This window comes from Mycobacterium sp. E802, from assembly GCF_001666875.1.
Lineage (GTDB): Bacteria > Actinomycetota > Actinomycetes > Mycobacteriales > Mycobacteriaceae > Mycobacterium.
This window is the reverse complement of sequence record NZ_LZJD01000157.1, coordinates 26,226-51,837: the sequence shown is the minus strand read 5'-3', so window position 1 is coordinate 51,837 and position 25,612 is coordinate 26,226. Positions and strand designations below refer to the sequence as shown.

Genomic DNA, 25,612 nt, shown 5'->3' with positions numbered 1-25,612 from the left:
AAACGCCCCCTGGTCAGAGCGACAGGTAGTTCTTCAACTCGTAGGGCGTCACGTGGCTCCGGTAGTTCTCCCACTCGGCGCGCTTGTTGCGCAGGAAGTAATCGAACACGTGCTCCCCCAACGCTTCCGCGACAAGCTCGGAGCCCTCCATGGCCTCCAGCGCGTTGCCGAGGCTGGACGGCAACTCCCGGTAGCCCATGGCGCGCCGCTCCTCGGACGTCAGGCTCCAGACGTCGTCCTCGGCCTGCGGGCCCAGCACGTAACCCTTCTCGACGCCGCGCAGACCGGCGGCCAGCAACACCGCGAAGGTCAGATACGGGTTGCAGGCCGAATCCGGGCTGCGCACCTCGACGCGTCGCGACGAGGCCTTGCGCGGGGTGTACATCGGAACCCGCACCAGCGCCGAGCGGTTGGCCGCTCCCCAGGACGCCGCGGTCGGCGCTTCGCCGCCGTGGATCAGGCGCTTGTAGGAGTTCACCCACTGGTTGGTGACGGCGCTGATCTCGCTCGCATGCTCCAGAATGCCCGCGATGAAGGACTTGGCGACATCGGAGAGCTGCAGTGGATCGTCAGGGCTGTGGAAGGCGTTGGTGTCGCCTTCGAACAGGCTCATGTGCGTGTGCATGGCCGAGCCGGGATGCTCGGCAAACGGCTTGGGCATGAACGACGCGCGCACCCCTTCACCAAGGGCCACTTCCTTGACCACGTAGCGGAAGGTCATCACGTTGTCGGCCATCGACAGTGCGTCGGCGTAGCGCAGGTCGATCTCCTGCTGGCCCGGCGCGCCCTCGTGGTGGCTGAACTCCACCGAGATGCCCATCTGTTCCAGGGCGTCGATGGCGTGGCGGCGGAAGTTGGGGGCGGTGTCGTGCACGGCCTGGTCGAAGTAGCCGCCGTTGTCCGCGGGGACGGGCGGGGTGCCGTCGTCTTCGCCGGGCCGGAGCAGGAAGAACTCGATCTCGGGGTGCACGTAGCAGGAGAACCCGAGGTCGCTGGCCTTGGCCAGCTGCCGGCGCAGCACGTGCCGCGAGTCGGCCCACGACGGCGAGCCGTCGGGCATGGTGATGTCGCAGAACATGCGCGCCGAGTGGTGCTGGCCGCCGCTGGTGGTCCAGGGCAACACCTGGAACGTGGACGGGTCGGGACGCGCCACGGTGTCGGATTCCGACACCCGGGCGAAGCCCTCGATCGACGAGCCGTCGAAACCGATGCCCTCCTCGAACGCGCCCTCGAGTTCGGCGGGTGCGATCGCCACCGACTTGAGGTAGCCGAGCACGTCGGTGAACCACAACCGAACGAACCGGATATCGCGTTCCTCCAGGGTGCGCAGCACGAATTCCTTCTGGCGGTCCATGCCCGCAGCGTAGGCACCGGCTGTTAAATCTGTGTTACGGCCCTGCAAGAGTTAGCAGGAGAGGTTGCCCGGCGAGGCTTGGTTGACGAAGAAGTTCAGCACTGCGGTGTCGACGCAGGCGTCCCCGTTGAACACCACGGTGTGTTGAGTGCCGGTGAACGAGATCAGCGCGGCACCCATTTGCCGGGCCAGGTCCACACCGGCCTGGTACGGCGTGGCCGGGTCGCCGGTGGTGGACACCACCACGGCCTTGCCCGGCCCCGGCCCGGTGACCGGGTGGGGCACCGAGGTCGCGGGCACCGGCCACAGCGCGCAGATGTCCCGCGGCGCATACCCGGTGAACTCGCCGTACGCCAGAAACGGCGCCACGGCACGGATTTGTCGATCCGCGTCGGCCCACACCGCCGGGTCGGTCGGGAACGGCGCGTCCACACATCGAATCGCGGTGAATGCATCCTGCAGATTCCGGTAATGCCCGGATTCGTCGCGGTGCCAGTAATCGTCGGCCAGCAGCAGCAGGTCACCCGGGTCGGTGCTCCGGGCCAACCCGAGCAGGCCGCTGGTCAGGTACGGCCAGTACCGGGCCGAGTACAAGGCATTGCCGGTCCCGGTGATGGCGTCGGCATAGCCGAGCCCGCGGGGATCTGACGTCGGGCGCGGGGCCGCCGCCAGCGGATCCACCAGGCGCTGGAAGCGGCTGGTGAACTGGGCGGGATCGGTGCCGAGCGGGCAGTCCGTCGATTTCGCACAGTCCGCGGCGTAGGTCTCGAACGCCTTCTGGAACCCGGCCAACTGGCGGATGTTCTTGGTGACCGGATCCAGGCTGGGGTCGATGGCACCGTCGAGCACCATGGTGCGCACCCGCTCGCCGAACTGTTCGGCGTAGGCGCCGCCCAACTCGGTGCCGTAGGAGAAGCCCAGATAGTTGATCTGCTCTTCGCCCAACGCGGCCCGCACCGCATCCATGTCCCGCACTGCCGACGCGGTGCCGATGTTGGCCAGGAACAGTGCGCCCATGCGGTCCAGGCACTGCTGGGCGAATTGCCGGTAGAGGGACTCGATGTGGGCGACGCCGGCCGGGCTGTAGTCGGCCATCGGTTCGCTGCGGTAGGCGTCGATCTCGGCGTCGGTGCGGCAGCGCAACTGCGGTGTGGAGTGGCCGACACCGCGCGGATCGAACCCGATCAGATCGAACCGATCGGTGAGCGGCGACCCGGCCAGCGCGGCCCCCATGCCGGCCACGGTGTCCACTGCCGAGGCACCGGGACCGCCAGGGTTGATGAACAGGGCACCGATCCGCTGCCCGCTTGCCGGTATCCGGATCACCGCCAGCTGTGGTTGTACGCCTTGCGAATCCGGTGAATTCCAGTCCAGTGGGACGGTCACAGTGCCGCATTGCGCGGTGGGGATCGCCGCCGGATCTTGCACCCATCGGGCGCAACTTCCCCACTCCGGCGCCGATCCCGGCGATGCCTGCGCGACCGGTTGTCCGATCGGACCCACCACGGGGGTCATCCCGAGCAGGGCGGCCCAGAACACTCTTGCCGCTCGACCGCCCGCCCACCGCACGGCAGCCATGGTCGCACGGCGCCCACCGCGGGGTCTGCTGCTGAGGCCGACCGGAAATCGGCCGGAGACCAACCGGTGACCTTCTCGGCCGGGCGCGCTCAGCAGCGGGTTCCGGCCGGCGGCACCGTCACGTCGATCAGGTAGGTCGCGGCGATGTCGTCGATGCACTTGTTGCCCTGGAACACCACGGTGTGCTGGGTGCCCTCGAAGGTCACCAGGGTGCCGCCGAGTTGGCGGGCCAGGTCGACACCGGCCTGGTACGGGGTCGCCGGGTCGTTGGTCGTCGAGACGATCAGTGTCGGCGGCAGCCCCTTCACCGAGATCTCGTGCGGCGTGCTGGTCGGCGGCACCGGCCAGAAGGCACAGGTGCCGAGCGGCGCGTGGCCGGTGAATTCGCCATAGCTCATGAACGGGGCGACCTCACGGGCCCGGCGGTCCTCCTCGACGACGGTGGCCCGGTCGGTGATGGCGGGCTTGTCCACACAGTTGACCGCGACCCGCACATCGGTCGAATTGTTGTAGTGGCCCTTGGCATCCCGGCCCATGTAGAGGTCGGCCAGCGCCAGCATCACATCGCCGTTGCCCTTCTTGAGCCCGTTGAGGCCCTCGGTCAGGTGGCGCCACAGGTTCGGCGAGTACAGCGGCAGGATGGTGCCCACGGTGGCGTCGCTGTAGCTCAGGCCGCGGTCGTCGCGCGTGGGGGCCGGGTGTTCCACGAGCGGGTCGACCAGGCTCTTGTACACCTCGACGGCCTTGGCCGGGTCGGTGCCCAGCGGGCAGTCGGGGCTCTTTGCGCAGTCCGCGGCGTAATCGTCGAAGGCCTTCTGGAACGCCGCGGCCTGCCGGATGTTCTCCTCGACCGGATCGGCATTGGGGTCGACGGCGCCGTCGAGGATCATGGCGCGGACCTTCTGCGGGAACTGCTCGGCGTAGGTGGCGCCGATGCGGGTGCCGTAGGAGTAACCCAGGTAGGTCAGCTTGTCGTCGCCGAGCGCGGTCCGGATCGCGTCCAGGTCTTTGGCGACGTTGTCGGTGCCGACGTTCTCCAGGAACTCGGTGCCCATCTTGTCGACACAGCGCTGGACGAAGGCCTTGGTTTCGTTCTCCAGGTGCTCGACGCCTTCGGGGGTGTATTCCACGGTGGGGTCGGCACGCAACCGGTCGTTGTCCTCATCGGAGTTGCACCACACCGCCGGCGTCGATGAGCCCACGCCGCGCGGATCGAACCCGACGATGTCGAAGCGGTCCTTGACCGACTGCGGCAGGCTCGGCAACAGCGACACCGCCGATTCCACGCCCGATTCACCGGGGCCACCCGGGTTGATCACCAGGGAGCCGATCTTCTGACCGGCGGCCGGGAAACGGATCATCGCCAGCCGCGCGACCTCGCCGTCGGGCGCGGCGTAGTCGACCGGCACCGACAACATGCCACATTCGGCGCCGTCGGGGATCTGCACGTGGTCACCGGCACCGGCGTTGCACGGCAGCCACTGCACCGGCGTGCCGGGCCGGGGCACCGCGATCTGTGCCTGCCCGTCGATCACCTGGGTGCAGCCTGCCGCTGCCAGCGCCGTCAACGCCAGCAGCGCGCCGAACCTCGTCCTGACCTTCATGGCTGACCATGCTGCCATGACGTGACATCGTCGCAGGCCCGGCCTACTCCCCAGGTACGACGAGGCTACCGTTGCTCTCGGGCGGCGGCCAGGAGTTCGTCGAGGGCGACGTGGAAGTCGTCGGCCATATCCCACAGGTCAGGCAGCAGATCGGGGCACGACATGATGCCCACGTCGAGCATGCCGGTCAACGACATCACGGTGATGTTCAGCCCGGACCCGTGGAAGATCGGCCCGAGCGGGTACATGGCCTTGACCTCGCAGCCCAACAGGTACAGCGGCACCTGCGGGCCGGGCACATTCGAGATCACCAGGTTGTGGACGGGTTTGGCCCCGGACAACCGGCTGGCCGCGTACACGCGCATCGCGGCGCCGAACACCGCAGGCGCGGCGAACTGGGTCCAGTCCTGCAGCAGCGTGGCACCGATCGCGGAACTGTGTTGCTTGGCAACGGAATTCGATGCGGCGATGGCGCGTAGCCGCTCGGCCGGGTCGGCGATGTGGGTTTCCAGTTTCGAGAACATCCCCGAGACCTGGTTGCGGCCGGGCCGGTCGGAGCGGTCGTGCACCGACACCGGCACCATTGCCACCAGGGAGTTTTCGGGTAGTTCGCCTCGCTCGTCGAGGAAGCGGCGCAGCACGCCGGACACCAGGGCCATCACCACGTCGTTGACCTTGACGTCGAAGTGGTTCTTGACGGTCTTGATGTCCTCGAGGTCCATCTGGGCGAAGGCGACGTTGCGAGCGCCGGTGATGTTGGTGTTGAAGGCGGTTTTCGGCGCGTTGAACGGCGCGGCCATGGCCTGCCCGCTGAACGCCCGCCGCACCGTGTCGATGACGGTGTTGGCGGTGGACGGCAGCACGTCGGCCAGCCTGAGCGGACGAGCCGCAAACCTCAGCGCACCGCTGATGGCGATCTCGGCCTCGGTGGCGCCACCGACTCCCTCCACCGGCTCGGGCGGCGGGGCGTCGGCTTCGGTGGTGCACAGCTGCGACATCAGGTTGGCGCCGGTCACCCCGTCGACAGCCGAGTGGTGCACCTTGGTCATCAGCGCCAGCCGGCCACCGGCGCGGGCATCGGTGCCCGCGACGTTCTCGATCACCCACATCTCCCACAGCGGGCGGGTCCGGTCCAGTGGCAGTGAGGCGATGTGGCCGCAGATCTCCGACAGCTCGGCGCGTCCGCCCGGGGCGGGTAAGCCGATCCGGTGCAGGTGGCGGTTGACGTCAAAGTCGTTGTCCTCCACCCGCACCGGGTGATCGAGGTTGAACCGGCTGTCGGCGAGCTTCTCGCGGAATTGCGGCATCGCCTTGATGGTCAGCGAGAGTGCGTCACGCAGCCGGTCGAAGGTGTAGCCGCCCGGCATGGTCGACGTGTCCAGTTCCAGCACCGAGCACACGTGCATGGGCTGTGCGGGGGTTTCGAGATACAGGAAGCTGGCGTCGAGTCCGCTGAGCCGTTGCATGCCGCTGATGTTAGGGCCCGGTGTCGTGACTGTGAGGAAATCCACTCACACCCTGCTTTTGCCGGTATCGACGGCAGTGGCAGACTTGGCATGTCAGCCGAACCCGGGGACCGCGAGGCGGCCTCGAGGCTTCGAACCGACCATCACAAGGGACGATGATGTCTGAACAGTCTGTTTATGGTGCCACCGAGTCAGCCAAGCCCCGCACCAAGGTGCGCACGCTGACGCTGCAGAAGTGGAAGTCCGAAGGTCACAAGTGGGCGATGCTCACCTGTTACGACTACTCCAGTGCGCGAATCTTCGACGACGCCGGCATTCCGGTGCTGCTCGTCGGCGACTCGGCGGCGAACGTGGTGTACGGCTACGACACCACTGTGCCGATCAGCATCGACGAGTTGATCCCGCTGGCTCGCGCAGTCGTCAAGGGCGCCCCGCACGCCCTCGTGGTCGCCGACCTGCCGTTCGGTAGTTACGAATCCAGCCCGCAGCAGGCCCTCGCGACGGCCACCCGCTTCATGAAGGAGACGGGTGCGCAGGCGATCAAACTCGAGGGCGGTGAGCGGATGGCCGATCAGATCGCCACGCTGAGCGCTGCCGGCATCCCGGTGGTGGCCCACATCGGTTTCACCCCGCAGAGCGTCAACGGCCTGGGCGGGTTCCGCGTGCAGGGTCGCGGCGATGCCGCCGAGCAGACCATCCACGACGCGATCGCAGTGCAGGAGGCCGGCGCGATCGCGGTGGTGCTGGAGATGGTGCCGGCCGAGTTGGCCACCCAGATCACCGGCAAGCTGACCATCCCGACGGTGGGTATCGGTGCGGGGCCCAATTGCGATGCGCAGGTGCTGGTCTGGCAGGACATGGCCGGGCTCACCAGCGGCAAGACCGCCAAGTTCGTCAAGCGGTTCGGCGACGTCGGCGGTGAATTGCACCGGGCGGCAAGCCAATACGCGAGTGATGTGGCGGCCGGGGTGTTCCCGGCCGAGGAGCACTCTTACTGATTCAGCGTGTCGGCGAGTTTGTCGAGAAGCTGAGTCAGCAGCAACTTATCGTCGTCGGTGAAGCCGGCGAACATCTCCTGCGCGGCGGCGGTGTAATCGGCCCGCCAGGCACGGGCTTGTTCACTCCCGGCCGCCGTCGTCGTCAATTGCACTGCGCGACGGTCGTTTTCGTCGGGAGCCCGGGCCACCAAGCCTTCCCGGACCAGCGCATCGACCAGGGTTGACGCGGTGGCCTGGGTAACGCCCACGGCCCGGGCCACCTCCGCCGACCGCACGGGCTGCAGCCGATCGATCTCGGCCAGCAGCTTGGACCGCGGGGTCGATACCCCGCGGTCGCCGAGCCGTTCGTCGAATGCCCGAACCACGGATTTGGCCGCGCGGCCGAAGGCGTCGGCAAGCGCTGCCGCGGCCTGCTGCTCGTCCACGAATCGGCCCCCTTCGTCTCGTTGACAGAGAATATCAGCGCTCATATAGTTCGATCTCATATAGTTAGACATCTAACGAAAGGTCGGACATGTCCCTCCCTCAGACGTTCCAGATCGGTTCCCACACTGTTCACCGGGTCGGATTCGGCGCCATGCAATTGCCCGGACCAGGCGTTTTCGGGCCACCGCGTGACCATGAGCGGGCCATCGCCGTGCTGCGGCGCGCCATCGAACTCGGCGTCGACCACATCGACACCGCGCAGATCTACGGCCCCGCGGTGGCCAACGAACTCATCCGGGAGGCACTGCACCCCTACCCCGAAAACCTCGCCCTGGTCAGCAAGGTCGGCGGTAAACGTGACGATCAGGCCAACTGGCTACCGGCCCAGCAGCCCGACGAGCTGCGCCGAGACCTCGAACAGAACCTGCGCACCCTGGACGTCGACCAGCTTGCCGCGGTCAACCTGAGGGTCTTTGCCGCAGAGCTCGCCGTCCCGACCGAAGTGGATCGCCCGCTGTTCGAGCGGCAGCTGGACACCATGATCGCCGCGCGCGACGAGGGCCTGATCGCCGGGATCGGGCTGAGCAACATCTGTCGCGAACACCTGGAGATCGCGCTGGAACGTACCGAAATCGCGTGCGTGCAGAATGCCTACAACCTCGCCGACCGCAGCTCGCAGCCGGTGCTCGAGCTGTGCACCGAACGCAACATCGCGTTCGTCCCGTTCTTCCCGTTGGGTTCGGCGTTCGCCCCCGACAATCCGGTGCTGGGCCATCCGGCGATCCGGCGGGTCGCCGGTGAACTGGGCCGGACGCCGGCGCAGATCGCCTCGGCCTGGACGCTGAACGTAGCTCCGAACGTGCTGCTGATCCCCGGCACCTCCTCGGTCGAGCACTTGGAGGAGAACCTCGCCGTCGCCGAGATCGAGCTGCCGGCGGATCTCGCGATCTAAGCGAACTCCGCCCGTCGCTTGGCCAGGAACGCATCCACGCCCTCGCGGCCGTCTGCGGAGTTGGCTCGCTCGGCGATGAACCGGGCTTCGGCCGCCATCTGCTCTTCGAGGCTGTTCTTGAACGAGGACACCAGCAGTGACTTGACCGCGCCGTTGGACCCGCCGGATCCGGCGGCCACCTGCTCGGCCAGCTTCGCTGCCCGGCTGCCCAGTTCGTTGTCGGCGACGACGTCGGTGAGCAGTCCCCACTCCAGGGCCTCGGTGGCCGAGAGCGTGCGGTTGGTCAGGATGAGTTCCTGTGCCCGACGCAGGCCGACCAGGCGCGGCAGGTGGTAGGAGGCGCTACCGTCGGGGCTCAGCCCCACCTTGGTGTAGGCCATGGTGAAAGTCGCGGATTCGGCGGCCACCACCAGGTCACCGGCCACCGCGAGGCTGAATCCGGCGCCGGCCGCGGTGCCGTTGACCGCGGTGATCAGCACGGCATCCATCCGGGCGAACGACGAGATGGCCTGGTGCAGATCGTCTGCGACGCCCTTGATGAACTGGCCCCGGTCCGGAGCGGTGGCGAATGATTTGAGATCGCCGCCCGCGCAGAAGAAACGACCGGCACCGGTCAGCACCACGGCCTTCGTCGCGGGGGTGTCGCAGCGGCGCGCAGCGTCGGCGAGTTCGCGAGTCATGGTGTCGTTCATGCCATTCGCGGCGTCCGGCCGGTTCAGCGTGATGTGCGCGACGGCACCGGACTGCTCGAACGAGATGGCTTCATACGTGGGCTCGGTCACGTCCGCACTTTAGCGGGCCGGCTGTTGGGGTGGTTGCACACCCAGCCGAACCGCCGTGGCGCGCACCAGCGGGGCGAAATCGCCGTCGAACCCGAGGAGGCGCAGCGCACCCTCCCCGATCACCCACGGCTGAGCGGGTGTGCTCTCGATGTCGTCGGAACGGCAGTTGATCACCGATTCCACCAAACGGAACGGCAGGTCGGCGGCGTCGGGCGGGCCCGCGCATTCGGCGATCACCGCCTCGGACAGGCTGCGGTAGACCGCACGCAATTCGGCCCGGCGGCGGCGGAACGGCTCGAACCGGTCGGTGCGCAGCTCGGGCAGCAGATACAGCGCGCCGAGGTTCCACCGGCCGGCGCAGAGTTGGTGGGCATCGGCGATGACGAGCGTGTGCAGGCGCTGGACCGCCGGGCCCTGAGCTTCGATCATTTCGGTGCCCAATCGCAACGCCTCGTCGACCGTTCCGCCCAGCAGTGCGTCGAGGATGTCGTCCTTGGTGGCGAAATGGTGGTACAGCGACGCCTGCCGCACCCCGACCGCGTCGGCGATCCGCCGGGTCGAGGTGCTGGCGTAGCCGTGGTTGGTGAACAACTCGGCCGCGGCGTCGAGGATCTCCTCGCGGGCGGTGCGGCCCGGGCGGCGCGGCTGCTCCAGACGCGGACGTCCGCGTCCGGCACCGGCGTTCGGAGTCGTGCCATCCCCCATGCAGCAACCCTAAGAGATGTATCGGTCGTGACGCTTGAGGGGATGTGGCACGCTGGTGCCATCCGATTTCCCGCCTCCGGTGCAAGCGAAGGTGACTATGGCCCCCGGCAAGCCCAAGACCGCCAGGTACACCGAAATTGAACGCAAGTTCGCGGTCGCCGAGGACACGGTATCGCCGTCGTTCGACGGGTTGTCGGCCATCGCCGAGGTGATCCGTTCGGGCGCACAGCAACTCGATGCGGTGTACTTCGACACCCCCGGTCGGGACCTGGCGGCGCACCGGATCACGCTGCGGCGCCGCACCGGCGGCAGTGATGCCGGCTGGCATCTGAAGCTGCCCGCCGGCCCCGACACCCGTACCGAGGTGCGCGCTCCTCTCGGTACGTCGACAGACACGGTGCCCGAGGATCTCCGCGACATCGTGCTGGCGATCGTGCGGGACCGCCCCCTGGCCCCGGTGGCCCGGATCAGCACCGAGCGGCGGATCGAGGTGCTGCACGGGGCCGACGGCACGCCGCTGGCGGAGTTCTGCGATGACCGGGTCACCGCCTCGGCCGCCGGAGCGGACGCCGAGCAACAGAGCTGGCGCGAGTGGGAGTTGGAACTGCTGCCCGCGTCGACCAGCACGGCACCCAAGGACCTGATGGATCGGCTGGCGAACCGGTTGGCCGACGCCGGAGCGACTCCCGCCGGGCACGGCTCGAAGCTGGCCAAGGTGCTCGGCACCGATCAACTGCCGGCACCGCAGCCGCCGGCCGACCCGGTGCACCGAGCCATCGCCGAGCAGATCGAGGCGCTACTGGTCTGGGACCGGGCCGTGCGCGCGGACGCCTACGACTCGGTGCATCAGATGCGGGTGACCACCCGCAAGATCCGCAGCCTGCTGCAGGCCTCCAAAGACTCGTTCGGACTCGACGAGCACGGATGGGTGCTCGACGAACTGCGTGCCCTGGCCGCGGTGCTCGGCGTGGCACGCGACGCCGAGGTGCTGGCCGAGCGCTATCAGCGCGCACTCGACGAGCTGCCTCCCGAACTGGTCCGCGGCCCGGTGCGCGAACGGCTGGTCGAAGGCGCCAACCGCCGCTACACCGCCGGCCTCCGGCGCTCCCTGCTGGCGATGCGCTCGCCACGGTACTTCCGGCTGCTGGACGCCCTGGATGAGTTGGTGACCGCCGAGCAGCCCGAATCCGCCGACCGGGCACGGCCTTCGGTGAAGATCGACGCGGCGTACAAGCGGGTGCGCAAGGCCGCCAAGTCCGCAGCCAAGGTGGCGGCCGAGGATGCCGACGCCGCGGAGAAGGACGAGGCTCTGCATCGAATTCGCAAGGGCGCCAAGCGGCTTCGCTACACCGCGGCCGCCACCGGGGCAGACAAGGTGTCCGAACGCGCCAAGAGCATCCAGACCCTGCTCGGCGACCACCAGGACAGCGTGGTGAGCAAGGCCCACCTGAGCACCCAGGCCGACGCGGCCCACGCCGCCGGCGAGGACACTTTCACCTACGGGCTGCTCTACCGGCAGGAGGACGAGTTGGCCCAGCAGTCGCGGGCGCTGCTGGCCGATGCGCTCAAGAAGCTGGACAAGGCGGTCCGTAAAGCCCACTAGGGGCGGGGCGAACGAGTTGGCCTGTAAGCCGGATTCTGTCTCTCACCCCTGAGGGTAAGACGGCGACCATCCATCTGGACACACCGTCGCCGGGTGCCTCAAGCGGCCTACCCGCAGGCTCGGGCGAGCAGCCCTCGGGCGCCTGCGCGACCGCAACCAGGTTGCGGCCTTCTTGGCCTTGCTTCGGGTGGGGTTTGCCTAGCCACCCCGGTCACCCGGGATGCTGGTGCGCTCTTACCGCACCGTTTCACCCTTACCATTGCTGGCGGTCTGTTTTCTGTGGCACTTTCCCGCGAGTCACCTCGGATTGCCGTTAGCAATCACCCTGCTCTGTGAAGTCCGGACTTTCCTCGATCCCGGATTTCTCCGGTGCCGCGGCCGCCCAGCCAACTCGTTCGCGCTGATCACCGTACCGCGATGAGCCCACCGTTTTCGACATCATGGTCGTTCCTCGTCGAAAGTTACCGCCCTGGGGTCGAAAACGGCGGGCGATCGGGGCCTATCCCCGACGGCGCAGCACCATCACGTTGTCGATCAGGGTGCCCGGTTGCCCATCAGGCCCGGTCGCCTCCCGCTCCTCGCTGCCGACCCGGACCCGTTCCCATTCGGCATCGTCGAGGTCCAGCGAGTCGAGCACGTGCTGAGCACTCGGGAACGGAAACGTCCGGACATGTTCGGGCGCCCAGGGCGGTGCGGCTCCGTGGTCGACGACAATGAGACGGCCACCAGGAGCCACCACGCCGGCTGCGCGACGCAACATGTCGACGCGATCCATGAAAAGCGGCGATTGCAGGAACTGCGCGGAGACCAGGTCGAAGGGCCCGTCCGGCAAGCTCTCGGCCAGATCGTGCCGTTCGAACGTGACGCGGTCCGCCACGCCCCGTTTCCGGGCTTCGGCAGCGGCGCGCGTGAGGGCGGTCTCCGAGACGTCTACAGCGGTCACCTGCCAGCCCTGTTCGGCCAGCCAGACGGCGTCGCCACCCTCCCCGCAGCCCAGATCCAACACACGGCCGGCCGGCAGGTCTGCGGCGATCTTCGCCAGTTGGGCATTGACCCGGCCGCTCCAGATCTGACCGCGCTGACCGTAGTGCCGCTCCCAGTACTGGGCGGTGACGGCGGTCTGCGCCGGCCACGGCGGCACTGGAAGGCCGACGTCTTCACCGAGCAGATGCTGGACGATGGCGGCGGCGGCCTGGCTGCCGGAGGCCACCGCGGCGGCCACCTGCGGCATCTGGGCGCACAGGTCGCCGGCGGCGAACAGACCCGGCACCGAGGTGCGGGCGAACGCGTCGACGATCAGGCCGTCGGCGACGATCGGTCCGGGCGCCGAGACCGCGCCGAGCTGCGCGGCCAGCGGCGAACGTTGGTGCAGGGTAGCGGCCACCAGCGCGCCGCGCCGGTCCAGCCGGGTGCCGTCGGTGAACTCAACGGCCACCAATTCACCGTCCTGACCGATCAATTCGGTGATCGCCCGTTCGTCGATGCCGATTCCGGCCGCGTCCAGCTTCTTGGCCTGCCCTTCGTCCAAGCCATGGTCGCCGTCGGTGAGCACCACGACATCATCTGTCCAGCCGCGCAGCATCAGCGCCATGTGCACCGCGCGATCACCCTGTGCGATCACCGCGAGAGGCTTGTCGCGGTTCTCCCAGCCATCGCAGAACGGGCAATGGAAAACCGAGTTGCCCCAAAGCTTTTCGAGGCCGGCAAGCCGCGGCGGCCGGTACTCCATGCCGGTGGCCAGCAGTACGGTCCTGGCCCGCTCGCGGGTGCCATCGCCGAGCTCGAGTTCGAAACCCGCATGCCCGTGCACCACCTCACCGGTGCGCACCTCGACGCTCGGATAGGCCACCAGCTCAGCGCGGCCGGCCGCATAGAGTTCGGCGGGCGGACGGCCGTCGTGGCCCAGCAGACCGCCGATCCCGTGGGCAGTCAGGTTGCTTTGCGTTCCCGCGTCGACGAGCAACACCGGCCGCCGGGCCCGGCCCAGTACCAGCGCGGCGCTCAGACCGGCCGCCCCGCCGCCGACGATGACGCAATCCCATGGCTTGTCCATCACTTCGAGATCCATGCCATCGAGCTTGCCGAACATGCGCCAAAGTGCCAAGCTAATTTGCCATGCAGGCAAACGCAGCCGAGTCCGGCGACATCGACGCCCTGGTCCGGCGCCGACTGCGCGAATTGCGGGCCGAACGCGGCCTCACCCTGGAGGACGTCGCGCGGCGTGCCCAGATCGACGTCTCGACGCTGAGCCGGCTGGAATCGGGCAAGCGCCGGCTGGCGCTGGATCATCTGCCCCGGTTGGCCACCGCCCTGTCGGTCACCACCGACGAGTTACTGCGCCCGCCGCAAGCTGAAGATCCGCGGGTGTCCGGCGCCTCACACACCCACCACGACATCACCTACTGGCCGTTGACCCGCCACGGTCCGGCGGCCGGGCTGCACGCCTACAAGATCCGGATCAGCGCCAAACGCCGCAAACCGCCCGCGGAGTTTCCCGTACACGAGGGCCGCGACTGGATGTACGTGCTGTCCGGGCAGCTGCGGCTGATCCTCGGCGAACAGGATTTCATCGTCAAACCCGGTGAGGCCGTGGAGTTCTCGACGTGGACACCGCACTGGTTCGGAGTGGTCGACGGACCGGTCGAGGCCATCACCATCCTGGGGCCGCACGGCGAGCAGCTACACCTGCACGCCTGATCTACAGGTAGGCGGTCTGGTTCACCAGGCGCACCGACGAGCCGCCGTCGGCGTAGAACTCGGCGATGGACAGGGACGCCAGGTCCAGATGCAGCCGGTACAGGATGCCCTCGCCGGCATCCAGGGCCAGCCGCAGGATGGTCTTGATCGGCGTCACGTGCGAGACCACCAAAACCGTTGCCGCGCCGTACTCGTCGATGATGCGGTCGCGAGCCCGGCGCACCCGGTGCGCCACCGCGTCGAAGCTCTCCCCACCCGGCGGCTCGACGCTGGTATCCCGCAGCCAACGCCGGTGCAGTTCCGGATCCCGCTGCGCCGCTTCGGCGAAAGTCAATCCCTCCCACTCGCCGAAGTCGGTTTCGATCAGATCGTCGTCAACTCGGACGTCGACCCCGAGAGCCTTGGCCGCGGCCGTCGCGGTGTCATAGGCGCGCTCCAGTGGGGAGGTCAGCACCGCCGCGACGCCGCCGCGGGCCCCCAGATACCGTGCTGCGGCGTCGGCCTGCCGGCGTCCCTCCTCGGTCAGTACCGGGTTCCCGCGGCCCGAATAGCGCCGCGCGATCGACAGTTCGGTCTGGCCGTGACGCAGCAGCAGAAACCGCGTGGGTGTGCCGGTGGCGCCGGTCCATCCGGGTGCGGACAACGTCGGCTTCTCGGCGGCAACAGGTTCGGCCGCCGGCGGGTCGGTCACGATGCCGGCCGCGGCGTCCATGGCCTCATTGGCCAACCGGTCGGCATGGCTGTTGCGGGCCCGCGGGATCCACGTGTAGCTGACCCGCTCGAAACCCTCGGCCACCTCGACAGCCCGGCGCTGCAACGGAACCAGATCGGGATGCTTGACCTTCCAACGTCCCGACATCTGTTCGACCACCAGCTTGGAGTCCATCGAGACGGCAACCTCAACGGCGCCCAATTCGGCGGCCGCCTCCAATCCGGCGATCAGGCCCCGGTATTCGGCGACGTTGTTGGTGGCCCGGCCGATCGACTCCTTGCGCTCGGCCAGTATCGCGGCATGCTCGGCGTCGAACACCACCGCGCCGTAGCCCGCCGGCCCCGGGTTTCCTCGGGAACCGCCGTCGGCTTCGACCAATACCTTCACGGCTTGATCCGCAACAGGATTGCCCCGCACTCGGGGCAGCGCAGCACGTCGTCCTCGGCGGCGGCGGCAATGCGGGCGCTCTCACCGCGGTCGATCTCGATGCGGCAGGCACCGCAGCGCCGGCCCTGCAGCAACCCGGCCCCCGGGCCGCCGCGGGCCCGCTGACGTTCGTAGAGCTCGACGAGTTCGCCGTCGATGAGGTTCACCAGACCGTCGCGGCGCGTCACTGCCTGGTGGCGGGACTGGTCGATCTCCACCAGCGCGGCATCCCGGGCCTGCTGGGCCGTCGACAACGCAGTCTGCAGTTCGTCGATGCGCTGCAACGCCTCGGCCTGCCGGCCCGCCAGCTCTTCGCGGCGTTCCATGATCTCCAGCAGAGAGTCCTCCAGGCTGGATTGCCTGCGCTCCAACGTTTCCAGCTCGTGTTGGATCTCGGCGACCTGCTTGGCGCCCACCGTGCCACCGTCGATCAGCTTCCGGTCGCGATCTTCGCGCTGACGCACGGAGTCGATCTCGTTTTCCAGCTTGGTCACCTGGGCATCCAGATCCTCCAACGCGATGCCCAGGACGGCCAGGCCGTCGTTCGCCGCGGCGTGCTCGGCCTGTGCCTCATCCACCTGTTTCTGCTCGGCCAGATGTTTGGCCCGATGGTCGAGACGCCCGAGTTCGGCATCGACCTCGGTCAGCGCGAGAAGCGAACGTTGTTGTTTTACTTCGGCTTTCATGCCCTGACTTTCATGTAGCTACTAGTTTTCCTGCGTTGCTGCGTGTTTGCGTTCAACACTCGACGTTCCACGGGTCGGTACGCACCGAGCTCACCCGGACGTCCACGGCGTCACCGAACCGCCCGCGCAGTACCCCGGCCGCCTGGGCGCACCACGGGAACTCACTGGCCCAGTGCGCCACGTCGACGAGGGCCACCTTCGAGGCCCGACGATGCTCGTCGGCGGGGTGGTGACGCAAATCCGAGGTGACATACGCCTGTACGCCGGCGCGGGCCACCGCGCCCAACAGTGAATCACCCGCTCCCCCGCAGACCGCAACCCGCGACACCATCGCGTCGGGATCGCCGGAGGTCCGTACTCCCCACGAGGTGGCCGGCAACGCGGCACGCACCCGGGCGGCGAAGACGGACAACGGTTCCGGACGATCCAGTACCCCGATCCGGCCGATACCCACGTCGCCGGGGATCGGCGCCAGCGCGACGATGTCGAAGGCCGGCTCCTCATAGGGGTGCGCGCGTCGCAGCGCGGCCAGCACCGCGGCACGCAACGCCGACGGCGCGATCATCTCCACCCGGTCCTCGGTCACCTGTTCGACAGTGCCCACCACACCGATCGTCGGGTCGGCGCCGTCGTGCGGCAGGAACTGCCCGGTTCCCGTCGTACTCCAACTGCAGTGCGAGTAGTCACCGATGCGCCCGGCCCCGGCGTCGAACATGGCGTCGCGCACCTTCTCTGCATCGGAGCCCGGCACGAACACCACCCACTTGTCCAGATCCGGGCCCGGCGTCGCAGGCGAGAGCACCGCCTCGACGCTCAGGCCGAGGGCCTGGGCCAAGGCGTCGGACACCCCCGGCGAGGCCGAATCGGCGTTGGTGTGCGCGGTGAACAGGGCGCGGCCGGTGCGGATCAGCCGGTGGATCAGTGAACCTTTGGCGGTATCGGCAGCCACGGTGTCGACCCCGCGCAACAGCAGCGGATGGTGCGCCAGCAACAGCCCCCGTTCGGGCACCTCGTCGATCACCGATTCGGTGGCGTCGACAGCGATCGTCACCGATTCCACCGGTTCGTCGGGATCGCCGCACACCAAACCCACCGAGTCCCAGTCGTGGGCCAGATGTGGCGGGTAGGCCGCGTCCAACGCCGCGATCACCTCGGACAGGCGGACCCCATTCATTGCAGCACCTCCGTCATGGCGTCGACTAGCACCGGCCATTCCGGCCGCACCGCGGCACGCAGGTGGTCAGCCGGCAGGCCCACGAACGTATCGCAGCGGCGCACCGCAATACCCTTGCTTTCCAGATGTTTTCGCATCAACTCGGCGTCGGGCACGGTGAACAGGACAAACGGTGCGGCCCCGGGTACCACGTCCAGCCCGAGGTCACGGAGACCGGCAGTCATCGCGGCGCGCAGGTCGGCGAGCCGGCGGGCCCGGTCGTCGGCCTCGGCCACGGCCTCGGGGCTGCTCGCCGCGGCGATGGCCTCCAGTTGCAGGGTGCCCAGCGGCCAGTGCGCACGCGGCGCGGTCAGCCGGGCGAGCACGTCGGGCGCGCCGAGGGCGTACCCGACGCGCAGCCCGGCCAGCGCCCAGGTCTTGGTGAGACTGCGCAGCACCAGCACATCGGGTAGCGATTCACCGGCCAGCGTCTCGGCCTCGCCCGCGACGGCGTCGGCGAAGGCCTCGTCGACAACCACCAGCCGACCCGGACGGCGCAGGGCCAGGATCTCCTCGCGGCGGTGCAACACCCCGGTCGGATTGGTCGGGTTGCCGATCACCACCAGGTCGGCCTCGTCCGGCACGACTGCGCCGGTCAGGGTGAACGGCGCGGGCAGCACGACGTGGTGGATCGGCACCCCGGCCGTCTCCAGCACCGCTTCCGGTTCGGTGAACGACGGCGCGATCAGGGCGGCCAATTTCCAGCGAGTAGCGGAGGCGGATCGCGCATGAACCGGCCGCAACCCGGCCAGCAGGGCAAAGCCTTCGGCCCCGCCGGCCAGCAGGGCCACCTCGTCTCTATCGCGACCGTGGCGCGCGGCGACCGCCTCGACTGCGCGGCTCTGATCGGCCTGGCTCGGGTAGCTGCCCAGATCAGGCAGCCGCGCGGCCAGCCGGTCGGTCAGCCAGGCCGGTGGACCGCCCGGGCGGACGTTGACGGCGAAGTCCAGCATGCCCGGCACGGCGGCCTGGTCGCCGTGATAGCGGGCCGCGGCACGGGTCCCGCCGGAGGGTGGGCACAGCACAGCACGACCCTAATGGTCGGGCCGCCCAGCTGGGCATCCGGAGGACTGCGGGAGAATGGGCACGTGACTGACACGCTGGAGCTCACTCGACCGCAGCTGGTGCTGTTCGATCTCGACGGCACCCTGACCGATTCTGCGGCCGGAATCGTGTCGAGTTTCCGCCACGCCCTGTCCCACGTGGGCGCCGACGTCCCGGAAGGGGATTTGGCCGGTCGCATCGTCGGCCCGCCCATGCACGAGACGTTGCGGCTGCTGAGCGCGGGTGAGACGAGCTTTGACGCCGACGCCGCCATCGCGGCCTACCGGTCTGACTACACCAGCCGCGGCTGGGCGATGAACAGCCTGTTCGACGGGGTCGACACACTGCTGGCCGATCTGCAGGCCTCGGGGGTGCGGTTGGCGGTGGCCACCTCGAAGGCCGAGCCCACCGCACGGCGCATCCTGGAGCATTTCGGGCTCGACGGCTACTTCGAGGTGATCGCCGGGGCCAGCCCCGACGGTGTCCGCGCGGCCAAGGCCGACGTGGTGGCCTACGCCCTGGCGCAGCTGCAGCCGCTGCCGCAGCGGGTGCTGATGGTCGGTGACCGGCTGCACGACGTCGAGGGCGCGGCCCAGCACGGCATCGACACCGTGGTGGTCGGCTGGGGCTATGGGGCCGGCGATTTCACCGGGCCCTCGGCGGTGGTCGCCCATGCCCACGTCGACTCCATTTCGGCGTTGCGCGAGGTGCTCGGTGTCTGAGCCATTGCATGTGACGTTCGTGTGCTCGGGCAACATCTGCCGGTCCCCGATGGCCGAGAAGATGTTCGCCCACCAGATCCGTGAGCGCGGGCTTTCCGAGGTGGTCCGGGTGAGCAGCGCCGGCACCGGCGGCTGGCACGCCGGCGACGGCGCCGACGAGCGTGCCTGCCTGGTGTTGCGCGAGCGCGGCTATCCCAGCGAGCACGTCGCCGCGCAGGTGTGCGACGACCATCTGGGCGCCGATCTGGTCGTGGCACTGGGCCGCAACCACCTGCGCATCCTGACCGATCTCGGCGTGGCAGCAGACCGGGTGCGGATGCTGCGCTCCTTCGACCCGCGCTCGGGTGCCCACGTGCCCGATGTGGAGGATCCGTACTACGGCGCCAAGTCCGACTTCGAGGAGGCGTTCACCGTGATCGAGGCCTCGCTGCCCGGCTTGCATGCCTGGGTCGACGCCGAGCTGGCCGCTCGGGGGATTCTGGTCTGATGCGACGCCTGACCTTCCTGCTGCGGCCCCAGTGGGTGGCGTTGTTCATCGTGGTGGCCGCGTTCGCCTATCTGTGCTTCACGGTCCTGGCGCCCTGGCAGTTGGGCAAGAACACCAAGACCTCGCGGGAGAACAACCAGATCAGCCACTCGCTGCAGGCCGATCCGGTTCCGGTGACCAGCCTGCTGCCGCACCAGGATTCGGCTGCACCCGACGCACAGTGGCAACGCGTCACCGCCACCGGCCACTACCTACCCGAGGCGCAGGTGCTGGCCCGGCTGCGAGTGGTCGACGGCGAACCGGCCTTTGAAGTGCTCACCCCGTTCGCGGTGGACGGTGGCCCGGTGGTGCTGGTGAACCGGGGCTACATCCGTCCGGTCGAGGGAAGCAAGGTGCCCGAGTTCGCCCCGCCACCGAGCACTCCGGTGACCATCACTGCGCGCCTGCGCGATTCCGAGGCGCTGGCCGTCGGCAAGGAACCGTTCCGCAGCGAGGACGGTGCGCAGCAGGTGTATTCGATCAACACCGGCCAGATCGCCTCCCTCACCGGCGTGGCGTTGACCGGCTCGTACCTGCAACTGGTGGGCGGTCAACCCGGTGGGCTCGGGGAGCTTTCCCTGCCCCACCTCGACGCCGGGCCGTTCCTTTCCTACGGCATCCAGTGGATCGCGTTCGGCATCGTCGCCCCGCTCGGGTTGGGCTATTTCGTCTACGCGGAGCTTCAGCAGCGCCGTCGGGAACGGGCGGCCAAGCAGGCCGAGGCGGCCGCCCCGCCCCGCGAACTCACCGCCGAGGAGAAGATCGCCGACCGCTACGGCAAGCGGCGCTGATCCCGACGGCGACCAGGGCCGCGCCCAGTTGTACGGCGCGCGAAAGACGCACCGCCCGGGCCACATCGGCCACCTCGGGGACGCGGCCGTCGCCGAGGGTGGGCCGGATCTCCAGCTGATGCGCGTATTGCGTCGGCCCGCCCAGGCGCAGCCCGAGCGCGCCGGCGAAGGAGGCCTCGGCCACCCCGGCGTTGGGGCTGGGGTGACGGGCGGCGTCGCGACGCCAGGCCCGTAGCGCCGCGCGGGGCGACCCGTCCACGATCGGCGCGCACACCGCGGCCAGCACCCCGGTCAACCGGGCCGGCAGGTAGTTCAGCACGTCGTCGAATCGGGCTGCGGCCCAACCGAATCGGGTATACCGCGGCGAGCGGTGTCCGATCATTGCGTCGAGCGTGTTGGCACCCCGATACACCAGCACGCCGGGAACCCCGGCGATCGCCGCCCAGAACAGCGGGGCCACCTGCGCGTCGGAAGTGTTCTCCGCCAACGACTCCACGGTGGCCCGGGTCAGGCCCGAGGCGTCCAGGGCAGCCGGATCGCGTCCACACAACGAGGGCAGCAGGGCGCGTGCCCCATCGATGTCGTCGCCCTGCAGCAGCGTGGCCATCTGGCTGCCCACCCGGTTCAGGGAGGTGCCGCCGAGGGCGACGTAGGTGGCCGCCGCGGTCACCCACGCACGGTCACCACGGCCGGCCGCCCAGCCCAGCGCGGCCAGCACACCCAACAGCAACCCGGTGTGCAGCACGCCGGCGCGCCGGTTGTCGGCGTAGGTCAGCGCTTCCAACCGTGCGGCGGCCGTTCCGAAACCGGCCACCGGATGCCCGCGACGCGGATCACCGAGCAGCACGTCGGCCACGAACCCCAGGGCGATGCCAACGGTTCGGTGGCTTCTCGGCGCAAACACCCCGGCAGCGTCTCATAGGTGGTCTACTCGAATTCATGAGGCTCGGTCCACCACGACGGCCACGACGGGTCACCGATCTGCTCAATCCGGCGGCGGCGCTGCTGCCCGCGGCCAACGTCATCATGCAGCTGTCCTCCCCCGGCGTCGGTTACGGCGTCCTGGAGAGTCCGGTGGACAGCGGCAACGTCTACAAGCACCCGTTCAAACGGGCCCGCACCACCGGCACGTATCTGGCCGTGGCCACCATGGGCACCGATGCCGACCGCGCGCTGCTGCGCGCCCAGATCGACAAGGTGCACGCGCAGGTCCGGTCGCAGGCATCAAGCCCGGTGTCCTACAACGCTTTCGACCCCAAGCTGCAGCTGTGGGTGGCGGCCTGCCTATACCGCTATTACGTCGACATGCATGAGTTCCTCTACGGCCCGCTCGACGACGAGTCGGCCGACGCGGTCTACGCCGATGCGCGCACGCTGGGCACCACCCTGCAGGTGCGCGACGAGATGTGGCCGGCCGACCGCGACGCCTTCGACGCGTACTGGAAGCAATCCCTGCAGGAGCTGCGGATCGACCCGCCGGTGCGCGAGCATTTGCACGGGGTGGCCGCGATGGTGTTCCTCCCCGCGCCGCTGCGGTTGCTGGCCGGCCGGTTCAACCTGTTCGCCACCACCGGGTTCCTGTGCTCCGAGTTCCGCGACCATATGCGGATGTCCTGGACACCCGAGGACCAACGGCGCTTCGAGCGGTTGTTGACGGGCCTGCGGGTCGCCGATCGGGTGATCCCGCGTGAGGTGTGGCGGTTCGGCTATCAGGTCTACTTGTGGGACATGCGGATCCGCGACCGGTTCGGTAAGCGGGTGGTCTGAACGCGCGGATATGATCCGACGCGGAGGTCCCCTGTTGAAAGACGCCATTGTTCTGGTTGCCGTTTCGCTGGCAATCGGATTCGCGCTAGGTGGTCTCAGGTCATCCGGCCCACCGGTCGCGCCGCCCGAGTTGCCCGCTCCGCCGCTGCCGCGCGCCGGCGTCTACACAGTTACCGAGACCTCGTCCGAAACCGCACCCGAGCTCTATGACTGGACGCTGTCCGGCTGCGGTTCACGCTGTCTGCGGGTGTTGTCCACCGACGTCGACGGCTCCTGGCAACTGGACCTGTTGTGGGATACCGCCGCCGACCGACACAAGGGCGCCTGGGTCGGCGAACGCATCAACCCCGGCATGCAGTGCGAGGCCGGCAGCCTCCAGACCACCACCGGTCCGGTTCCGTACAAATACGTCATCAGGGCCGATCTCACGGGATTCGTCAACATGAAGTTCTCCCCGGAAAGCCCGTCCTGCTCGGGCGATACCGTGATGCGCGGCCAGGAACTCACACTCACACGCGCGAAGGTGGTCTGGTCCTAGGGCCATGGCGGCGGCTCATGTTCCGCGGCGAGCTGAGCGGCGATGATGAGGCAGTGAGTATGCACGAGTTCTCTGGCGATGACGCCGCTTATCTGCAATGGCTGGACAGCCACCCTGCGGGTTACGTCATCAACATCCACAAGAGCTACCACTCCGACGGGGCGCGCTTGCACCACGCCCGCTGCTCCACGCTGCGCAGTTGGCAAGGCAACCTCACCGACCCCTACGTCAAGCGGTGCGCTGACCAGCTTGCCGACTTGCACATCTGGGCGACGAAGACCCTCGGCACCCGTGTCACGCCATGTGGACGCTGCAACGGCGGTCCTGCGAGTGAACCCGCACCGGGCGGGTCCGCCGCCGGCCGCAACCTTCCGCCTGAGCCGGGCGCCCCGGAAGTGCGGGTATGGGCCGACGACTACATCCGCTTCCCGCCCCGCCCGCCGTGGCAGACATCTCTATCCGCCAAGATCGCAAGGCACTGCGACTCGCTCCGGCCGTCTTCGGGCCAGGTCCTACACGCGACGTTCTTCGGCAGAAAGCCGAAGCGCACCGACATCGAGAACCTCGTGTTGTACAACCTTGGTTATTCGTTTAAAACGCCCGGCGCCAACGGGATTCGCTTCGAACATGCACCAAAGGTGCCCATGGCAACCGATCGCGAGACATACAACGTGGGTTACCGCTACATGCTCGCGCCACGATCAGGCGGCTTCACCTGTTGGGATCCGGTTCGAACTGTCGCATCTTTCGACTGGACAGAGCTTGGCGTTTTCCGACGCGAGAAGATGCCGGCGCAAGTCTGGCTCGCACTCGCCCGTCGCCGCGGTGGTAGGCCGCAGCCACCGCTGCCGACCAGGACATCGTTTGCAGTAAACGTCGAACTCCGGCCACCGCACGGGGACTTGCCTCGGATCGATGCGAATCTGGTCAAAGGCGTCATTGATGGCGTGGTGAGCGCATATCAGTCCCACATCGACGCATCTACAGTCGGAGAAGTCGCAGCACGACTCGCGACTACAATCCCCGCATCTCCCTCAGAGATCGCGGTCCTTCTTCTCGACGACCGATGGGCCGTGCTCGGCGCTGTTCCGCGTCTGGTTCACCTTCGCGGTTCCGGCGTGCAGTGGAATCCCGCCGACGACTTTTGCGACGCCGGCGAACTCCTGGCTGTCGATCCCCCGCGCAATGCCCGGCAATGGTCCATCAGGGGATCCATCGTTGAACTTTCGCCGGCACAACCTGCTTGCAGCTGAAGCTGCCGGCCAAACCGTCGTCTAGTCAGCCGCAAGTAGCCGCAACGCAGCGCGCCCGCTCCGCGCCCTGTCCCCCGTAGCGAGCCAGGACCGGTGATTGTCGTCCTGGAGAACTTTCCACAGTGCTGCGATTCGCCGACGGTCACTGCCGACCATGCGCGCGCGGTCAGCGACCGGATTGGTTGCCGCGCAAGCCAGGACAGCCGCGTCGTCGAGGTGGCGGTCCCGGTCGCGTGAGTCCTCGATGTAGGCGGCACCTTTGAGCACGAGGGCCCCGAGCACATCGGGGACGCTCAAAGTCACCACGCCTTCGATGATGTCCACTTCGCAATTCACTGTCTTGCGCAGCGCAGAGGTGCCGCCGGATACGGCGAACACGTTGCGCCGCAGCGCCTTCTGCCGCCATTTTGGGGGCAGGTGGTCGGCGACCATCACGTCGACAGTTTCTGCATCACCGTGGCCACGCACGAACCGGTGCACCGGACCTTCGCCTACCGGCTCATGAAGCGCATACCCGAGACCCTCCAGCTGGTGCCGCACGCCGGCGAAGGTGGCCGCGCCGCTCTCGATGTGCAGGATCATGTCGACGTCCCGCGTCGGGCGGGTGAGGGCCAACCCCGCGTGCGCGGCGTGCAGTTGCACCATCAACCCTCCGATCAGGCTCCATTGGGTGTGCGGGATGGTCTGCGCGATTTCGACGAGCTGGGGCCACGGCGGTGGCCAACCTTGCGGCGGTGCATTGATCTTCCACACTTGGCGCTCAGCCGTGGGTGGCGTGCTCATCGGACGTCTCCTCGAAATGCGGCAAGCAGTTCTTCAAGCACCCGTTCTCCCGCAGCGGCTTCTCGAGTGTCCAGCGACTCCGACAGATCCACGGCCACCGCGGCGACGAGCTGGCGGTCGACGGCGTAGCCGGCGTCATCAGGGACGACCCGCACGGTGACGTCGCCTGCGATGTCGTCGAAAAGCCCGAGCCGAGTCACTACGTCGTCGAGGTCACGCGCCGCGACGTAGCCGTCGAAGCCTCGATCGGCCGGGGACGACAGGTCGAACAGCGCGGCCACCTGCGGGTCGCGCAGCGCGCTCACACCGGTGGCCAGTAGCCCACTGTCGTTGCCCCAACCCTGCATCTGACGCACCGTGGCGCGCCGACGGGCCAACCATGCCACCTCGGTCGCGCGTGCACTTCGCAGGCGGTGACGCAGACGCGACAACACCGACGGCTCCAGCCAATCCGCACCCTCGCCCGACAACAGCGCAAGCGCACCCCACGCCGTCGCCGATGCCCACGGTCGGCCGTTGTGCCGCGCCCGCCCCGCCAGTCGATGTACCGACGCCGCGTCCAGCAGCAATGTGCGTGCGACCACGCGACTCACGGTCAGCACACCGTTGTTCGCCAACCGCCGCACCTGACGCTCGGAAATCTCCAACTGCTCCGCGGCGGCAGCTGCCGACATCTCCGCCATGCACATATGGTCCCTCAGGGGACCTATTGAGGCAATAAGGCCAGTTCACTCACGATGCCGCGCTTATCGACGATCATCTACGAGCCGAGACCATCTGACCGCGATCACGCGGGCATTCTGAGAGCTGCTGAAATGAGGATTCAAGAGTGGGCGCGGACGGTATCGAACGGCCTACCGCTGGTGTGTAAAAGCTTTCTGTCGTAATGATTACGTCTCGATCAGTACGCTGTCGTCGCATCTATGCTGATCAAAGCGTCGCAGCCGTTTCGCGGCATCAATAGTCTTTCGCGTGTTTATTTTGCG

25 protein-coding genes and 1 other RNA gene are annotated in these 25,612 nt (G+C 68.1%); 10 read left to right on the top strand and 16 right to left on the bottom strand.

Annotated elements, in window-relative coordinates; translation table 11 throughout:
• Positions 1–13: 13 nt before the first annotated feature.
• From A5699_RS22805 to A5699_RS22790, 4 genes are all read right to left on the bottom strand, one after another.
• The gene (locus tag A5699_RS22805) at positions 14–1,354 is read right to left on the bottom strand and encodes a glutamine synthetase family protein (protein WP_067774255.1); all 1,341 of its coding nucleotides are present in this window, start codon (positions 1,352–1,354) and stop codon (positions 14–16) included.
• Between the two features lie 51 nt (positions 1,355–1,405).
• Positions 1,406–2,869: an alpha/beta hydrolase gene (locus A5699_RS22800; RefSeq protein ID WP_157561415.1), complete on the bottom strand. Its 1,464-nt coding sequence runs from the start codon at positions 2,867–2,869 to the stop codon at positions 1,406–1,408.
• 152 nt (positions 2,870–3,021) lie between these two features.
• A complete protein-coding gene (locus A5699_RS22795) occupies positions 3,022–4,536 on the bottom strand; it encodes an alpha/beta hydrolase (protein WP_197508371.1) in 1,515 nt (504 codons plus the stop codon).
• Positions 4,537–4,601: 65 nt separating this feature from the next.
• Positions 4,602–5,942, bottom strand: a complete 1,341-nt coding sequence (locus tag A5699_RS22790) for a wax ester/triacylglycerol synthase family O-acyltransferase (RefSeq protein WP_369806756.1) — start codon at positions 5,940–5,942, stop codon at positions 4,602–4,604.
• A gap of 218 nt (positions 5,943–6,160) precedes the next feature.
• Between A5699_RS22790 and panB the strand changes: the two genes are divergently transcribed.
• Positions 6,161–7,000, top strand: a complete 840-nt coding sequence (gene panB / locus A5699_RS22785; protein ID WP_067774406.1) for a 3-methyl-2-oxobutanoate hydroxymethyltransferase — start codon at positions 6,161–6,163, stop codon at positions 6,998–7,000.
• On the opposite strand, the gene A5699_RS22780 is transcribed toward panB, so the two are convergent.
• Positions 6,994–7,425, bottom strand: coding sequence for a MarR family winged helix-turn-helix transcriptional regulator (locus A5699_RS22780; protein ID WP_067774246.1), 432 nt, complete (start codon positions 7,423–7,425; stop codon positions 6,994–6,996). The two genes, panB and A5699_RS22780, sit on opposite strands and share 7 nt — an antisense overlap.
• Positions 7,426–7,514: 89 nt before the next feature.
• Between A5699_RS22780 and A5699_RS22775 the strand changes: the two genes are divergently transcribed.
• Positions 7,515–8,378, top strand: coding sequence for an oxidoreductase (locus tag A5699_RS22775; RefSeq protein ID WP_067774243.1), 864 nt, complete (start codon positions 7,515–7,517; stop codon positions 8,376–8,378).
• Here the strand turns inward: A5699_RS22775 and A5699_RS22770 are convergent.
• Positions 8,375–9,160: an enoyl-CoA hydratase/isomerase family protein gene (locus A5699_RS22770; protein WP_067774240.1), complete on the bottom strand. Its 786-nt coding sequence runs from the start codon at positions 9,158–9,160 to the stop codon at positions 8,375–8,377. The genes A5699_RS22775 and A5699_RS22770 overlap by 4 nt on opposite strands.
• A 9-nt stretch (positions 9,161–9,169) precedes the next feature.
• Positions 9,170–9,865, bottom strand: a complete 696-nt coding sequence (locus A5699_RS22765) for a TetR/AcrR family transcriptional regulator (RefSeq protein ID WP_067774237.1) — start codon at positions 9,863–9,865, stop codon at positions 9,170–9,172.
• Positions 9,866–9,962: 97 nt separating this feature from the next.
• Between A5699_RS22765 and A5699_RS22760 the strand changes: the two genes are divergently transcribed.
• Positions 9,963–11,468: a CYTH and CHAD domain-containing protein gene (locus tag A5699_RS22760; RefSeq protein ID WP_067774234.1), complete on the top strand. Its 1,506-nt coding sequence runs from the start codon at positions 9,963–9,965 to the stop codon at positions 11,466–11,468.
• An 8-nt stretch (positions 11,469–11,476) separates the two neighbouring features.
• On the opposite strand, the gene rnpB is transcribed toward A5699_RS22760, so the two are convergent.
• Both rnpB and A5699_RS30345 read right to left on the bottom strand, forming a co-directional pair.
• Positions 11,477–11,862, bottom strand: an RNA gene (gene rnpB, locus A5699_RS22755) — RNase P RNA component class A.
• Positions 11,863–11,967: 105 nt separating this feature from the next.
• Entirely contained in the window at positions 11,968–13,536 is a 1,569-nt protein-coding gene (locus tag A5699_RS30345) for an FAD-dependent oxidoreductase (protein WP_369806755.1), read from the bottom strand.
• Between the two features lie 47 nt (positions 13,537–13,583).
• Here A5699_RS30345 and A5699_RS22745 point away from each other — a divergent pair, with 47 nt between their 5' ends.
• On the top strand, positions 13,584–14,165 hold the full coding sequence (locus A5699_RS22745) for a helix-turn-helix domain-containing protein (protein ID WP_067774231.1): 582 nt from the start codon (positions 13,584–13,586) through the stop codon (positions 14,163–14,165).
• A gap of 1 nt (position 14,166) precedes the next feature.
• Here A5699_RS22745 and A5699_RS22740 read toward each other — a convergent pair whose 3' ends face one another.
• The 4 genes from A5699_RS22740 to cobC are packed head-to-tail and all read right to left on the bottom strand — an operon-like array spanning position 14,167 to position 18,227.
• Positions 14,167–15,264 (bottom strand): bifunctional RNase H/acid phosphatase, encoded by a 1,098-nt coding sequence (locus A5699_RS22740; RefSeq protein WP_067774228.1) that lies wholly within the window; start codon positions 15,262–15,264, stop codon positions 14,167–14,169.
• Positions 15,261–15,989: a zinc ribbon domain-containing protein gene (locus A5699_RS22735; protein ID WP_067774225.1), complete on the bottom strand. Its 729-nt coding sequence runs from the start codon at positions 15,987–15,989 to the stop codon at positions 15,261–15,263. The genes A5699_RS22740 and A5699_RS22735 overlap by 4 nt, the downstream gene beginning before the upstream one ends.
• Before the next feature lie 52 nt (positions 15,990–16,041).
• A complete protein-coding gene (locus A5699_RS22730; protein ID WP_067774222.1) occupies positions 16,042–17,163 on the bottom strand; it encodes a Nif3-like dinuclear metal center hexameric protein in 1,122 nt (373 codons plus the stop codon).
• Complete coding sequence (gene cobC, locus A5699_RS22725) at positions 17,160–18,227, bottom strand: Rv2231c family pyridoxal phosphate-dependent protein CobC (RefSeq protein ID WP_255378856.1); 1,068 nt, start codon at positions 18,225–18,227, stop codon at positions 17,160–17,162. Before cobC ends, A5699_RS22730 begins: the two co-directional genes overlap by 4 nt.
• Before the next feature lie 63 nt (positions 18,228–18,290).
• On the opposite strand from cobC, the gene A5699_RS22720 reads away from it, so the two are divergent.
• The 3 genes from A5699_RS22720 to A5699_RS22710 are packed head-to-tail and all read left to right on the top strand — an operon-like array spanning position 18,291 to position 20,285.
• On the top strand, positions 18,291–18,968 hold the full coding sequence (locus A5699_RS22720) for an HAD-IA family hydrolase (RefSeq protein ID WP_067774219.1): 678 nt from the start codon (positions 18,291–18,293) through the stop codon (positions 18,966–18,968).
• Entirely contained in the window at positions 18,919–19,455 is a 537-nt protein-coding gene (locus A5699_RS22715; protein WP_369806754.1) for a low molecular weight protein-tyrosine-phosphatase, read from the top strand. Before A5699_RS22720 ends, A5699_RS22715 begins: the two co-directional genes overlap by 50 nt.
• On the top strand, positions 19,455–20,285 hold the full coding sequence (locus A5699_RS22710) for an SURF1 family protein (protein WP_067774213.1): 831 nt from the start codon (positions 19,455–19,457) through the stop codon (positions 20,283–20,285). Before A5699_RS22715 ends, A5699_RS22710 begins: the two co-directional genes overlap by 1 nt.
• Here the strand turns inward: A5699_RS22710 and A5699_RS22705 are convergent.
• The gene (locus A5699_RS22705) at positions 20,239–21,189 is read right to left on the bottom strand and encodes a cobalamin biosynthesis protein (RefSeq protein ID WP_067774210.1); all 951 of its coding nucleotides are present in this window, start codon (positions 21,187–21,189) and stop codon (positions 20,239–20,241) included. The genes A5699_RS22710 and A5699_RS22705 overlap by 47 nt on opposite strands.
• 35 nt (positions 21,190–21,224) lie before the next feature.
• Here A5699_RS22705 and A5699_RS22700 point away from each other — a divergent pair, with 35 nt between their 5' ends.
• The 3 genes from A5699_RS22700 to A5699_RS29360 are packed head-to-tail and all read left to right on the top strand — an operon-like array spanning position 21,225 to position 23,843.
• Positions 21,225–22,052 (top strand): oxygenase MpaB family protein, encoded by an 828-nt coding sequence (locus tag A5699_RS22700; RefSeq protein WP_067774207.1) that lies wholly within the window; start codon positions 21,225–21,227, stop codon positions 22,050–22,052.
• A gap of 34 nt (positions 22,053–22,086) precedes the next feature.
• Positions 22,087–22,590 (top strand): hypothetical protein, encoded by a 504-nt coding sequence (locus A5699_RS22695; RefSeq protein WP_067774401.1) that lies wholly within the window; start codon positions 22,087–22,089, stop codon positions 22,588–22,590.
• 17 nt (positions 22,591–22,607) lie between these two features.
• Entirely contained in the window at positions 22,608–23,843 is a 1,236-nt protein-coding gene (locus A5699_RS29360; RefSeq protein WP_157561410.1) for a hypothetical protein, read from the top strand.
• A gap of 21 nt (positions 23,844–23,864) precedes the next feature.
• Here A5699_RS29360 and A5699_RS22690 read toward each other — a convergent pair whose 3' ends face one another.
• The gene (locus tag A5699_RS22690; protein WP_067774204.1) at positions 23,865–24,626 is read right to left on the bottom strand and encodes a hypothetical protein; all 762 of its coding nucleotides are present in this window, start codon (positions 24,624–24,626) and stop codon (positions 23,865–23,867) included.
• The gene (locus A5699_RS22685) at positions 24,623–25,309 is read right to left on the bottom strand and encodes a hypothetical protein (protein WP_067774398.1); all 687 of its coding nucleotides are present in this window, start codon (positions 25,307–25,309) and stop codon (positions 24,623–24,625) included. Before A5699_RS22685 ends, A5699_RS22690 begins: the two co-directional genes overlap by 4 nt.
• Positions 25,310–25,612: the final 303 nt, after the last annotated feature.